Origin of the sequence: Steroidobacter sp., from assembly GCF_036402275.1 — a bacterium.
Taxonomy (GTDB): Bacteria; Pseudomonadota; Gammaproteobacteria; order Steroidobacterales; family Steroidobacteraceae; genus Steroidobacter.
Genome location: NZ_DASWTF010000053.1, coordinates 87,468 through 100,110 on the forward strand (window position 1 = coordinate 87,468; position 12,643 = coordinate 100,110).

The window sequence follows — 12,643 nt, forward strand, 5'->3', positions numbered from 1 at the left end:
CAGTCAATGATGAAGCTCAACCGCACCATCGGCCTGCTGTCGGTCTGCCTCGTGGCGCTGCTGTCGCAGGGCTGCGCGCTCACCGAACGTCTGCGCAGAGAAGCGCAGGCGAACGCGGCTGCCGAGAACGCGCCGGCGGCTGTCACCCCTTCGGGAAGTGGCAATGCGCCCGCTTATCTGGACGTAATGAACAATCTGAGCACGCCCGATCCGGCGCGCCAGGCCGATTTGTTTTATGAGGTCGAGCGCGAATACACCCGCGCGCCGACCACGGCGAGCACGTTACGTTATGCCGTTGCGCTGGTAACTCCCGGCCATCCTGCGAGTAGTCCCTCGGAGGGCAAACGTTTGCTGGAAACGCTGCTGGCCACGCCGGAGCGGCTCACGCAGGATGAGCGAACGCTTGCCGCCGTATTGCTGCACGAAACCGATGTTAGATTGAAGCTCGAGGCTGAAAATCGTCGGTTGCTTGCGACACTCGACGACCGTAGTCGGACGCAGGCAAACTCGGACAAGCGCATTCAGGCGCAGATCGAAGAGAACGCACGTCTGCGCCGTGCCCTCGCCGAAGCCCAGCAGAAGCTGGACGCGATCAAAGAAATCGAGAGGTCTATCATTGAACGCAGTCCCACGCCCCCTGGCAATCGCGATGCCGCCCCAAGTGAAACGCAAAGCCCGTCTGCTAGTCGTTGATGACGATCCGGGGCTGCTCCGGCTGCTCACGATTCGTCTGCGTGCCGAAAATTACGAGGTCGACGCTGTCGAAAGCGCCGCCGCGGCACTGGCTGCCCTGGCCCGCGTCCGTCCGGATCTGGTGATCACCGATCTGCGCATGGACCAGATGGACGGCATCGGCTTGTTGAAAGAGATCCAGAGCCGTGCCCCCGGCCTGCGCGTCATCATCCTGACCGCTCACGGCACGATTCCGGACGCCGTCCAGGCGACCCAGAGCGGCGCTTTCGCGTTCCTCACCAAACCGGTCGACAAGCAGGAACTGCTCGACCAGGTGCAGAAGGCGCTCAAGGTCTCCGGCTTCGCCGACACCACCGAAGACTGGCGCAGCGAGATCATCACTCGCAGCGCGGTGATGGAAGAGCGCATGGCCCAGGCCCACATGGTGGCCGGCACCGACGCGCGCGTCATGATCACCGGCGAGAGCGGCACCGGCAAAGAGCTACTGGCTCGCGCCATCCACAAGGCCAGCCCGCGTCGCAATCGGCCGTTCGTGGCCATCAATTGCAGCGCCATGGCGGAGAATCTGCTCGAAAGCGAGCTGTTCGGTCACGTGAAGGGCGCGTTCACCGGCGCCATTCGCGAGCATCGCGGTCTGTTCCAGGCGGCCGACGGCGGCACCCTGCTGCTGGATGAGATCGGCGACATGCCGATGCGCCTGCAAGTGAAGCTGCTGCGCGTGCTGCAGGAAAATCAGGTGCGCCCGGTGGGCAGCACCGATGCGACCACGGTCAACGTCCGCATCATCTCGGCGACCCATCGCGATCTGAAGCAGCTCATCATGGGCGGCCATTTCCGCGAGGATCTGTATTACCGCCTGAACGTCGTGCACATCGAAATGCCTTCGCTCGCCAAGCGTCGCGAAGACGTGCCGCTGCTGGTGTCGCACTTCCTCGAGAAGGTCGCCCAGGAGACCGGCGAGCAACGTCACATCTACGCGCCCGAAGCGGTCGAGCTGCTGGTCAGCGCCGAATGGCCGGGCAACGTGCGGCAGCTGGAAAACGTGGTGCGTCAGAACGTGGCGCTCGCCACCAGCCCCATCATCAGCGCCGAGCTGGTGCAGGCGGCGCTGGGCGGTGGGCCGACCCGCCTGCCCTCGTTCGACGAGGCCCGCGATGAGTTCACCCGCAACTATCTGTCGCAGATCCTGCAGATCACCGGCGGCAACGTGAGTCAGGCGGCGCGCCTGGCCAAGCGCAACCGCACGGACTTCTACAAGCTGCTCGCGCGTCACCAGCTGACGCCGGAAGACTTCAAGCAGCGTTGATGCTCACGCCCGCGCCGCCGCGCGGGCGTCGCCCCCTCCTCCCGCCTGCACCGACGTGATCGGCGCGACCCGCACTCGCTTCTTCGGCGCGCCGATCAGCTTGTCGAAATATTCGACCGTCCGCGCCAGGCCCTCTTTCAACGGCACCTTGGGCGTCCAGCCGAGCAGCTGATGCGCCTTTTCGATGTCCGGCCGTCGCTGCCTCGGATCGTCGACCGGCAACGGCTGCATCACGATCTTCGATTTCGACCCGGTTATATCGAGCACCGCCTCGGCCAGCTCCAGCATGGTGAACTCGCCGGGATTGCCGATATTCATCGGACCGGTGACGTGATCGGGACTGTCCATGAGCAGCAGGAACGCCTCGATCATGTCGTCGACGTAACAAAACGCGCGCGTCTGACTGCCGTCGCCGTAGATGGTGATGGGCTGACCCTGCAGTGCCTGCACGATGAAGTTCGACACGACGCGCCCGTCGTTGGGATGCATGCGCGGACCGTACGTGTTGAAGATGCGCGCGACCTTGATGCGTAGCCGGTGCTGCCGGTAGTAATCGAAGAACAGCGTTTCGGCGCAGCGTTTGCCTTCGTCGTAACAGGAGCGCAGGCCGATCGGATTGACGTTCCCCCAATACTCTTCCACCTGCGGATGCACGGACGGATCGCCATACACTTCCGAGGTCGAGGCCTGCAGGATCTTGGCTCCGACGCGCTTGGCGAGCCCCAGCATATTGATCGCGCCGTGCACGCTGGTCTTGGTGGTCTGAACCGGATCGTGCTGGTAATGAATGGGAGAAGCCGGACAGGCCATGTTGTAGATCTCGTCCACCTCGACATACAGCGGAAAGGTCACATCGTGGCGCATCAACTCGAAGCCGGGGCGATCGATGAGCTGCTTGATATTGACCTTGGAGCCGGTGAAAAAGTTGTCGACGCACAGCACGTCGTGACCGTCCGCCACCAGCCGGTCGCATAAATGCGAGCCGAGAAATCCCGCCCCGCCGGTGACCAGAACACGTTTGTTGTCGAACTGTTTCATGACTTGGGTTCCCGCTGAAGACGGACGTGATGTACGTTCCGAGCACGGGCACAACCTTCCGCCGCGAAAAACGGTTCCTTCGAACAACGTTTGTACCCTGCTGCGCGCCCGAACGGGACTTCATTTCTTATCCTGTAGCAACTCTTGCAGACGCTGAGCGACGCCGCGCAGGCATCGTAAGTACTCTGCTGGCAGCGTCCGCACGAGCTCAAGAAGCGGCGCGGTCGATCCGCAGCAGCCGTCCCTTCGGACTGTCCGTCAGCACGTACAAACATCCATCCGGCCCCTGCCGCACGTCACGAATGCGTTCCTTGAGTTCCGTCAGCAAACGTTCCTCCCGCACGACTTTCTCGCCGCCGAGCTCGAGCCGGATCAGCATCCCGTAAAGCCCGCCCACAAATACGTTTCCCCGCCACGGCGCGAGGCGATCGCCGGTGTAGAACGTGAGACCGGTGGTTGCGATGGAAGGCACCCAGTATTTCACTGCTTTCGCGATGCCTTCGCGCTCGGTGGCTACGCCGAGCGGTTCTCCGGAATAAGCGATGCCGTGAGTCACGAGTGGCCAGCCGTAGTTCGCGCCGGCCCTGGCGACATTCAGTTCATCGCCCCCCTTGGGTCCGTGCTCCACCGTCCACAGCTCGCCGGTCCGCGGGTGCAAGGCGGCGCCCTGCACGTTGCGGTGACCGTACGACCAGATCTCAGGCTGCGCTCCGGGCACGCGCAGGAATGGATTGTCCGGTAATGCTCTGCCGTCACGATCCACCCGAACGATCTTGCCGAAGTGAGTTTCCAGATCCTGCGCACGTACGGCGAAGTGTCGCGCCTGCCGCTCGCCCAACGTGACGAACAGAGCGCCATCGCGCGCGAACACCAGGCGTGAGCCAAAGTGTCCATTGCTCTGCACCGCGGGCGACTGGCGAAATATCACTTTCACATCTTCGAAGCCGTCGCGGATCAGCCGACCGCGCGCGACGCTCGTGCCACTGCCATCCGCCCGCTGTTCTGCATACGACCAGAACACTTGCTGCGATTCGGCGAAATCTGGCGCGAGCACGACATCCAGCAATCCACCCTGCCCTCGCGCGGCAACCGGGGGCAATCCCTTCAACGGCGCGGATACTTCGCCCGCGCTAGTCACGAGGCGCATTCGTCCGGCACGCTCGGTGACGAGCATTCGGCCGTCGGGCAGAAAGGCGACGGACCAGGGATGCTCGAGGCCATCGGCCACCGTCTCGACCTGCAACGGAATGAGCTCGCTCGCAACGCGCTCCTGCGCGAGCGCTGCGCCTGCACGCATCAGCAAACATCCAAGCGCCGCCACTTCGATTATCCGCAGCAGCTGTCTCGCGATCCGTTTGTGTAGCATCGAAACTCCGCTATCGATTCACTAAATCATAGGGAGACTGCGTTGAGCGAGATAGTCCTGCCATCGGGCGCGGCGTATCTGTTATTCGTTCTGGGTCTGCTCGCAAGTATGTGGGGCAAGACACGACGCGCCTCCTGGTGGCTGCTCGCGGCCTCCGGGGCGCTGGCGTTCGTCTTCTCATCGGGCATGACGGCCTCCTCGCTGATGCGCCCGCTCGAATATGCCTATCCCACCGTGCATGACGGACGACAGTTTCCCGAGGCGCGGCACATCGTCGTGCTGACCGGATGGGCCGCCGAGGACCCGAACATGCCGCTGAGCGGCCGGCTCAGCGCGTCGGCCGCCTATCGCGTTCTGCTGGCGCTGGAGCTGTTCCACGATCGGCCCGATTGCAGAGTCATCGTGTCGGGCGACGCCCCGACGGCGCGCACCATGGGCGCCGTGCTGGCCAAGCTCGGCGTTCCTGCCGACCAGCTCGTGCTCGAAGAAGGCTCGCTCACCACCGCCGAGAGCGCCGTCAATCTGCGCCCGCTGGTGCGGGACGAACCGTTCTTCCTGGTCACCTCCGCGGGCCATCTGCCCCGCGCCATGGGCGCGATCGAACGACAGCAATTGCGAGCCATTCCAGCGCCGACCGATCATCAGTTGCCGAATCAAATATGGCGCGCCGAGCCCCGCCCCTCGCCCAACTCGCTGGCCGTGTCGGATCTGGCGATTCACGAATATCTGGGCCGCCTGTACTACCGACTTAGGGGCCGCGCATGAAGGCATTTCTCCCGCTAAGCTGCGCGGTTCGTAGCCTCGGTATCAACGTGTGGGTCAGGTCCCACCCGGGGGCCGGGCCCGGCGGGTAAACTCACCGCCCTTTTCGCATCGGCGAGGTGTCATGAGCAAGGAACTTCGGGTCGCAATTCTGGGTGGCGGCAAGATGGCCCAGAAGCACGGAACAGCCATCCGGCTCCAGCCGGGTGCCCGCTTCGTGGCCGTCGGCGACCCGTTCCTTACGCCCGCGGACATCAAGGAGCGCTTTGGCGCGGACATTTTGGCCTTTGCCGATCCTGCCCAGCTGCTGCAGGAGGTGAAGCCGGACATCGTCCACATCGTCACTCCGCCGCACACCCATTTCGAGCTCGCCAGGCAGTGCCTGCTGGCCGGCGCGAGTGTTTATGTCGAAAAGCCGTTTGCGCTGAACCGGCGCGAAGCGACTGAGATTCTGGATCTCGCCGAAAGCCGCGGCCTCCGCGCCTGCGCTGCCCACCAAGTGCTGTTTCAGCGCGCCGGGCAGCTGTATCAGCAGCACCTGCCGATGATCGGCGACATCATCCACGTCGAGAGTTATTTCTCTTTCAAGCCGGTGCGCCGGCGGCCCGATGGCGGCGCGCCGCTGTCGGCAGTCGATCAGTTGATCGACATCCTGCCGCATCCGGTCTATCTGCTGCTCAGCGCCCTGGAGCACGAGCCAGGCGCCGCGCCGCAGCTCGCCTCGTTTGAAGTTGCACCCGAAGGCGAAGTGCGCGCCGTGATCCGCAGCGGCAAAACGCTGGCCACGCTGATCGTCACGCTGCGCGGACGACCGGTGGAATCTTATCTGCGCGTCGTCGGCACGAACGGTTCGGTCACCGCCGACTTCATTCTCGGCGACATCGTCAAATCGTTCGGTCCCGGCGCCTCCGCTCCTGCAGTGGTGTTCAAGCCTTTCAGCACGTCGTCACAAAAGTTCTGGGGCAGTGTCGGCGGCGTCGGTCGCCTGCTGTTCCGTCGGCAGAAGAGCTATCCCGGCTTGGGCGAACTGTTGGAACGCTTGTACAACAGCGTGCGCTCGCCTTCGGCGCCGTTGCCGATGGAGCGCGCGTCGATCATGAACACGGTGCAGATCTGCGAGGAAATCTCACAGCGCCTGCATGCGGTGGACGCGCGAGCCGAGGAAGAAGCTCGTCGCAGCCTGGAAGAGCGCACCGCTCGCCTGCCCCGCGTCGATCATTCCCGCGGTGTGGTGCTGGTCACGGGTGGATCGGGCTTCCTGGGTCGTCCGACGCTGCGTGAGCTGCGGCAACGGGGCTGGCCCGTGCGCGCGCTGGTGCGACGGAAACCGTCGGCGCGGCAACAGGTCCCTGGCATCGAATATATCGAAGGCGATCTCGGCCGCGAAGTGCCGGCCGATGCGATGAAAGATGTTTCTGTCGTCGCCCACCTCGCCGCCGAAACAGCCGGCAATCAGGCGGCGCACGAGCGCAACTCCATCGTCGCCACTCGCAATCTGCTGGACGCCATGCAGCGCGCCGGCGTGCGTCGGCTGATCAACATCAGCAGCGTCGCCGTGATGAAGCCGGGCCCGAGTGTGTTGAAGGAAGATTCGCCGGTGGATCGCGGCAATCTGTCCCGCGGACCGTACGTGTGGGCCAAGGCCGAAGCGGAAGCCATCGCCATCGAGCGAGCCGCGACCGGGGTCGTCGATGTTCGTACGATTCGCCTCGGACCGCTGGTCGATTTCGAGGATTTCACGCCGCCGGGCCGGCTGGGTCGCGACGTGGTGCGTCTGTTCGTCGGCATGGGTGGGCCGTCCAAGCCGCTGAGCGTTTGTGACGTGCACACCGCCGCCAAGGTCATTCGCTCGTATGCCGAATCGTTCGACGCCGCCCCGGCGATGGTGAATCTGGTGGAAGTGCCGCCGACCACTCGCGGCGATCTGGCGAACCGCCTGCGCAAGACCCGGCCTGAGCTCAAATTCTTCTGGATGCCGTTCCCGGTGCTGAAGATGCTGAGCGGTCTGGCGGTGCTGCTGCAGAAGGCGCTGCGCCCCGGTAAGCCCGCGCTGAATCTGTACGCCGCGTTCAAATCGGAAAACTATCACCCGGCCATTTCTCAGCAGGTGATCGCCGCGGCCAACACCGCGCCGCCTGCCCCGATCGAGCAGCGATCGGAGAGCGCCGCCTAGGCGCTCTTTCCTTTACCCCAAAAGAAAAACGCCACCGCACGCGGTGGCGTTTTTTTATGAAGCGCCTGTCGAGGCTCAGGCTTTGCGACGGCGGGCCATGCCCATGCCGACCAGACCCAGACCGAGCAGCGCCAGCGTGGCCGGCTCCGGCACGTTGGTCGGATTAGTGCCGACGACGCCGGTCGCCACTTCGAGGTTGTCGATGGCGACGCCGCCGCTGTAGCCCAGGCCGTCACGCCAGGTCGTGCGCATGCCTTCGAACACGATCGACACCACGTTGGTGAAGATCGCGGGCAGCGTGAAGTGCTCGAAGTCCACCACGCCATTGGTGCCGTCGGCGGCGATGCCGTCGAGGAACAGATCGAGGCTCGCGGTGGTGCCGTCGAGCCAGGTGCCCACGATGCGCAGGAACTCCGCGTTCGGACGATCGCCGCCGCTGTTCGGGTAGAACTCGGACGCATCCAGCGACAACAGCGAGAACTCGCCGCCGTCCTGACGGGTCATGGTGATCGGCGCGCCGCGGCCGGACTCATAGCCCAGGTGCGTGGTGCCGTTGGAGGCGACCAGGTCCCAGTGACCGCAGCCGTAGGTGTGCATGTGGTTGGAGGTGAAGTGATAGCCCCCTGAATCCACGGCAGTGGTGATCGCCTCGGCGGACGGGACTTCGTCGAACGTGATCACGTCGGCGTTGGCCAGCCCGCAGACCGAAAGCAGCGAGGTGATGAACAGGGGCCGTAACATGTCTTCTCCTGATGTTGAACCTTGATTCGGAAGGGTTAACCCACGGGTCAACCTTGCTGCCCCATAGCAAAGCAAGTCGCATACCAAACCCTAAGCACTTGCCCTTTTGTCCGTGCAAATCGGGCAAAAACGGCAGAAATTTGCGGACTCCATCACGAAATACACCGGCAAAACGCCCGCTGCCTGGAGGTTTCGGCAGCCTGTCGTCCAGCAGTTGTAAAAATCCTCGACGGGATTATTGGCTGGCGGCGGGCGTGGCCACGACGCCGACTGACGAGGTGTACGCGATCGCATAGTTGCGAGCGATCGCGTCGTTGACGGGCTGTGGCAGGCGGAAAGAGCCCAGGGACTGCGGCCGGATGAACTGCAGGGCTGCGTAGTTGCGGCCATCGACCTGCTGAATGAAGCCCTCTCGGGCCTCGGTGTCGAGCGCAATCCGCTGTCCGAAGTTGAAGAAGTCGAACGGGACGTGTTTGTCGGCCCAGAAACACAACAGCAGCTGCTCGCAGGCCACCGGCCCTTTCACTTGCGAGAGCGCCTCGACCGCTTCGGCCGTGTCCCGGCGTCGCTGATCGAGTGCGCCCAGCTCTTCCAGAGCGACGCCGACGCGCTGATACGCTCCGAGACAGATAAACATTCCGACAGCCGCCAGCACGACGTGCGGCACGAACAGTGTGCCCAGCAATCGGGACTGCGAGCGCAGCATGCGCTCCAACGCCAGCCCGACCACGAGACACGACGCGATGATGGGCTCGAACAATGCATTGATGGAGATGCCGTCGCCAAACATCATCGCCGCCGTCCAGCCGATCGCCGCGAGCAGGTACCAGAGCGCAAACCTATCTTGCGGAATGCGGCGCTCGGCTCGAAAGAACTCCCACAACGCGAGGCCGATGAGCACCGCGAGCACGATCAGGATATTGCGCCAGCCGGTGAGATTCGCTGCCGCCACGGCCGTCGACCATACGCGCGGCGTTTTGAATACGCCTTCGACGAAACCATCGCCATACAGCCAGACGCAAAGCGCGAGCCCCATTACTCCGGTGACGATCGCGCCAGCCAACCAGGCCATCAGACCGCGTCGGTTGTAGATCATCAACCAGATGAAGGTCGCTGTCGGAACGGCGAGGACCACGGGCTTTGCAAACCCGGCGATCGCCATCACGGCAGCGGCTAATGCCAGCGCCTTCGGCGACTCGGAATGACGCCACACGATCCACGCGCCGAGCAGCGACAGCACCTGCGCGAGCCATTGCGGATCGTTCATCGCAATGTACACGCGAGCCCAGGTGCCCACGAAGCAATAGAACGCGAGCGCCACCGCTGCCGCGACCCATCGTCTTGTGCCCGCGGCAATGAGCATCGAATACAACAGCGCCACCGTACCCAGCAGCGCGGCGAGCGCGACGAACCGGCCAGCAACGACGATGTCCTGTCCTGGCATGAGGCTGGCGACGCCGGCCACGACTAGAAACGACAGCGGCGGATAGTTGTTGGCGATCTCGGTGGCGCTCACCGGATAAAGCGGCGTCCCTTCCAGCACGCGCAAGGCGTGATAGGCGTTCCAGCCCTCGTTATAAGCGCGGCTGAGCGGGATGTGCTGGACGGCTTCGATCAGGGGCTGGATCGACAGCACCAGGGCGACCAGAGCGAACAGCGCCACGGCGAGCATCGCCGGCCCGTCCTCGGCCAGAAAGATGCGCCCGAGCGTTCGCTGCAGGAATCCTGCTGACGGCGGCGAGCCGCTGGCCTTCATGTCTCGATGACTCCCGCGCTGAGCTCAGCGCCGTTCGAATCTTTGTTGTCAGCTGAGCGCCGGCACCGATTTACGCAGGCCCAGCTTGCGCAACACCAGTTGCCGTTCGGAGCCCGTCAGTCCGATCGCATAGACGCATGGAGCGTACAGCACCAACAACAGCGCGACCGCCAGCCCGAACTCGATCAGATTGCTCAGTTGCACGTTGTGCCTGACCCACCACGCGCCCAGCGCAAATGGCACGGCGGCGATCACCGGGCGCATGTACACCCCGGCGATGTAACTCCACACCGGCAGCCCGAGAATGGAGCGCAACAGGTACGGCAACACGATCACGACCAGAATCACGTGAGGTATGGCTTGGCCGAGCGCCACGCCCATGAGGCCATACGACCTCGCGAGCACGAGGCTCAGCGCGACCATGATCGCGGCCTCACCCAATCGCAGCCACGCGAGCGCCGCGTGACGACTGATGCCGTAGAGAATGTTTACTACCACGTTGTGTGGCGAAGACAGGATCTGCGTGACCGCCAGGATCGGCAGCACGATTTCGATCGGCGCCGTGAAGGACGGGCCCATCCACAAGCCGACGAACTGCGTGCCGAGAATGGCAAGCGTCAGCGCGATGGGCATGGCGATGAGCACGTTGAGCTTGGCGCCCGCGAGGAACAGTTTGCTGAGCTCGCCCGAGCGCCCGCTCGCCTGCATCTCGCTCGCGACGGGCAGGAAGACTTTGGCGCTGGTGCCGACCAGCGTCTTCAGATACTGCGTCAGCGTCGCGGCGATCGAATAGAACGTCACCGACTGCACTGCCATCATCATGCCGACGATCAGCACGTCCGAAGAGAACACGATCTTCTGCGCGATGCTGTGGACGAAGGAATAAAAGCCGTAGCCGACGATGCGCCGGGTCATCGCCGGCAGCCGCTTGCCCTTAGGTAACGATGGACGCAGCTTCACGCCGCGCTGCTTCAGCAAGCGGATGGCGATGACCATGACGATCATGCCCGTGAGCAACGCCGCGCCGAATTGAATCGCCGACAGCGCCACCAGCCCGAAGCCCATCGACAACAGCGCGACGATGGCGGCCACGCGAAACACCTGCATGCCCATTTCCAGGCCGTTCGCCAGATCGTAGCGACGCAGGCCTTGCAGCACGCCGAGGAAAATATTGAAGAAGAAAGATTGGGTGATCGTCAGGCCGGTGAACAGCACCGCCCAGCGAGTCTCCTCGTAGTACGCCGGCTCGATGTTGAACGGACCCGGCACCGCCCACACGGCTATGCCAGTGATCAACAAACAAAACAGGATGATGGGCAGATAAGTGAGCGCAGCGGTGGTCAGCACCGCGTTGAGCTGCCCCGGCTGATTGCGCGCGCAGTACTTCGCCGTGTAGCGAACCACCGATTCGCGCACGCCGAAATCCAGCAGGTGCAGGTAGCTGGTGAACTGCAGCGTCAACGCCCAGATGCCGTAATAGACACTGCCGAGCTTGTTGACGACGAACGGCGAGAGAAAGAACGAAATGACGATGCTCAGGCCGAGCGCCGCCCAGTTCGAGACTATCCCTCGGACAATACTTTGACCGCCACTCATGAGGAATCAGGGCGCGCGCCGGAGCGCGCGCGCTATTACTTCGGCTTGCCCCACGTGTAGATCTGGGTGATCGCGTAGTTCCACACCGCGCCGACCAGCACGCCGGACAGCGCGGCCAGCAGCCACTGCGTTTTGTTCTCGAACAGATAGGACGCGATGCCCACGTTCGCCAGCGCACCGACGCTACACGCCAGCATGAAGCTGACCAGGCCCTTCAGCCAGCGCCAGCCCTTCAGCTGACGATCGCGGTACGTGAGGAAGTTGTTGACCCAGAAGTTGAACACCATCGCACCGATGGTGGCGGACGCCTGGCTGGTCGTGAACGGCAGCCCGACGGCGTTGAGCAGTAGGGACAGGATGGCGACGTGCACACCCACGCCCGCGCCGCCGACGGCGGCGAACGACAAGAAACGAACCGGCACATACTTGCCCACCAGTTTGTCGGCGAGCAGCATGCCGAACTCCCACAGCACCGCGTTGTCCAGCTTGCTCTCGCCGGCAAAACGATTACGGAAGGTGTAAGGCACTTCGGCGATGCGCAGCTTGCCGCTGGAGGACGCGATCATGTCCAGCAGGATCTTGAAACCGAGGCTCGACAGCGAGCGCACGCTGTTATCCAGCACTTCCCGCTTGAGCATGAAGAAGCCGCTCATCGGATCGCTCACGTCCTGCTTGAACACCAGCCGGCTCAGGCGCGTGGCGAAGCGGCTCATGGAAGCGCGCATGGCGTTCCAGTCGCCGATACCGCCGCCGCCGACGTAACGCGAACCGACGACGAGCTCGGCCTGGTCGCTCTTCAGCAGTTCCAGCATGCGAGGCAGGATGGTCTCGTCGTGCTGCAGGTCGGCGTCCATCACCGCGAGGTATGGCGCAGGCGATGCCAGCATTCCTTCGACACAAGCGCTCGACAGGCCGCGGCGGCCGAGCCGCTGGATGCAACGAACGCGACGATCGCCGCGCGCGACCTGCCGGGCGCGGTCGGCCGTTTTGTCGGGCGAATCATCGTCAACGAAGATCATTTCCCAGCTGACGCCGACCAGCGTCTTGCGCACGCGCGAGACGAGCTCTTCGACGTTACCGATCTCGTTGAAGGTGGGAATGATGATGGACAGCTCGATGTCGCCGGCGGCGGCATCGGCGGGTCGCACGGGGCTGCGCTCCGGGGCGGGAGCCCGGTCGGCCAAGGCAGCCAGCGATACTGAACTCATGTCA

At 63.7% G+C, this 12,643-nt stretch carries 10 protein-coding genes; 4 read left to right on the plus strand and 6 right to left on the minus strand.

Translation table 11 applies throughout. The annotated features are described in order from the left end of the window. Positions 1-6 precede the first annotated feature (6 nt). Both VGD45_RS32200 and VGD45_RS32205 read left to right on the plus strand, forming a co-directional pair. The gene (locus tag VGD45_RS32200; RefSeq protein ID WP_331159521.1) at positions 7-693 is read left to right on the plus strand and encodes a hypothetical protein; all 687 of its coding nucleotides are present in this window, start codon (positions 7-9) and stop codon (positions 691-693) included. Next, the gene (locus VGD45_RS32205; protein ID WP_322110941.1) at positions 662-1,999 is read left to right on the plus strand and encodes a sigma 54-interacting transcriptional regulator; all 1,338 of its coding nucleotides are present in this window, start codon (positions 662-664) and stop codon (positions 1,997-1,999) included. The genes VGD45_RS32200 and VGD45_RS32205 overlap by 32 nt, the downstream gene beginning before the upstream one ends. A gap of 3 nt (positions 2,000-2,002) precedes the next feature. Here the strand turns inward: VGD45_RS32205 and VGD45_RS32210 are convergent, their stop codons facing one another. Together VGD45_RS32210 and VGD45_RS32215 are read right to left on the minus strand one after the other, a co-directional pair. Beyond that, complete coding sequence (locus VGD45_RS32210) at positions 2,003-3,037, minus strand: UDP-glucuronic acid decarboxylase family protein (RefSeq protein ID WP_331159522.1); 1,035 nt, start codon at positions 3,035-3,037, stop codon at positions 2,003-2,005. A 208-nt stretch (positions 3,038-3,245) separates the two neighbouring features. Continuing rightward, positions 3,246-4,403, minus strand: a complete 1,158-nt coding sequence (locus VGD45_RS32215; RefSeq protein WP_331159523.1) for a PQQ-dependent sugar dehydrogenase — start codon at positions 4,401-4,403, stop codon at positions 3,246-3,248. A 42-nt stretch (positions 4,404-4,445) separates the two neighbouring features. On the opposite strand from VGD45_RS32215, the gene VGD45_RS32220 reads away from it, so the two are divergent. Continuing rightward, positions 4,446-5,168: a YdcF family protein gene (locus VGD45_RS32220; RefSeq protein ID WP_331159524.1), complete on the plus strand. Its 723-nt coding sequence runs from the start codon at positions 4,446-4,448 to the stop codon at positions 5,166-5,168. 121 nt (positions 5,169-5,289) lie between these two features. Next, positions 5,290-7,338, plus strand: a complete 2,049-nt coding sequence (locus VGD45_RS32225) for a Gfo/Idh/MocA family oxidoreductase (RefSeq protein ID WP_331159525.1) — start codon at positions 5,290-5,292, stop codon at positions 7,336-7,338. A 75-nt stretch (positions 7,339-7,413) separates the two neighbouring features. Here VGD45_RS32225 and VGD45_RS32230 read toward each other — a convergent pair whose 3' ends face one another. From VGD45_RS32230 to VGD45_RS32245, 4 genes are all read right to left on the minus strand, one after another. Next, positions 7,414-8,079: a PEP-CTERM sorting domain-containing protein gene (locus tag VGD45_RS32230; protein ID WP_331159526.1), complete on the minus strand. Its 666-nt coding sequence runs from the start codon at positions 8,077-8,079 to the stop codon at positions 7,414-7,416. Positions 8,080-8,314: 235 nt separating this feature from the next. Next, positions 8,315-9,835 carry a hypothetical protein gene (locus VGD45_RS32235; protein WP_331159527.1) on the minus strand — a complete coding sequence of 507 codons (1,521 nt, stop codon included), beginning with the start codon at positions 9,833-9,835 and terminating at the stop codon, positions 8,315-8,317. Between the two features lie 48 nt (positions 9,836-9,883). Further along, positions 9,884-11,431: an oligosaccharide flippase family protein gene (locus tag VGD45_RS32240; protein ID WP_331159528.1), complete on the minus strand. Its 1,548-nt coding sequence runs from the start codon at positions 11,429-11,431 to the stop codon at positions 9,884-9,886. Positions 11,432-11,466: 35 nt separating this feature from the next. Next, on the minus strand, positions 11,467-12,639 hold the full coding sequence (locus VGD45_RS32245; RefSeq protein ID WP_331159529.1) for a glycosyltransferase family 2 protein: 1,173 nt from the start codon (positions 12,637-12,639) through the stop codon (positions 11,467-11,469). Positions 12,640-12,643 lie beyond the last annotated feature (4 nt).

Bases quoted from the DNA above. Each gene is read 5' to 3' on its own strand.
- VGD45_RS32225 (WP_331159525.1), top strand. From the start codon at position 5,290: ATGAGCAAGGAACTTCGGGTCGCAATTCTGGGTGGCGGCAAGATGGCC.
- VGD45_RS32245 (WP_331159529.1), bottom strand. From the start codon at position 12,639: ATGAGTTCAGTATCGCTGGCTGCCTTGGCCGACCGGGCTCCCGCCCCG.
- VGD45_RS32240 (WP_331159528.1), bottom strand. From the start codon at position 11,431: ATGAGTGGCGGTCAAAGTATTGTCCGAGGGATAGTCTCGAACTGGGCG.
- VGD45_RS32200 (WP_331159521.1), top strand. From the start codon at position 7: ATGATGAAGCTCAACCGCACCATCGGCCTGCTGTCGGTCTGCCTCGTG.
- VGD45_RS32230 (WP_331159526.1), bottom strand. From the start codon at position 8,079: ATGTTACGGCCCCTGTTCATCACCTCGCTGCTTTCGGTCTGCGGGCTG.
- VGD45_RS32235 (WP_331159527.1), bottom strand. From the start codon at position 9,835: ATGAAGGCCAGCGGCTCGCCGCCGTCAGCAGGATTCCTGCAGCGAACG.
- VGD45_RS32215 (WP_331159523.1), bottom strand. From the start codon at position 4,403: ATGCTACACAAACGGATCGCGAGACAGCTGCTGCGGATAATCGAAGTG.
- VGD45_RS32210 (WP_331159522.1), bottom strand. From the start codon at position 3,037: ATGAAACAGTTCGACAACAAACGTGTTCTGGTCACCGGCGGGGCGGGA.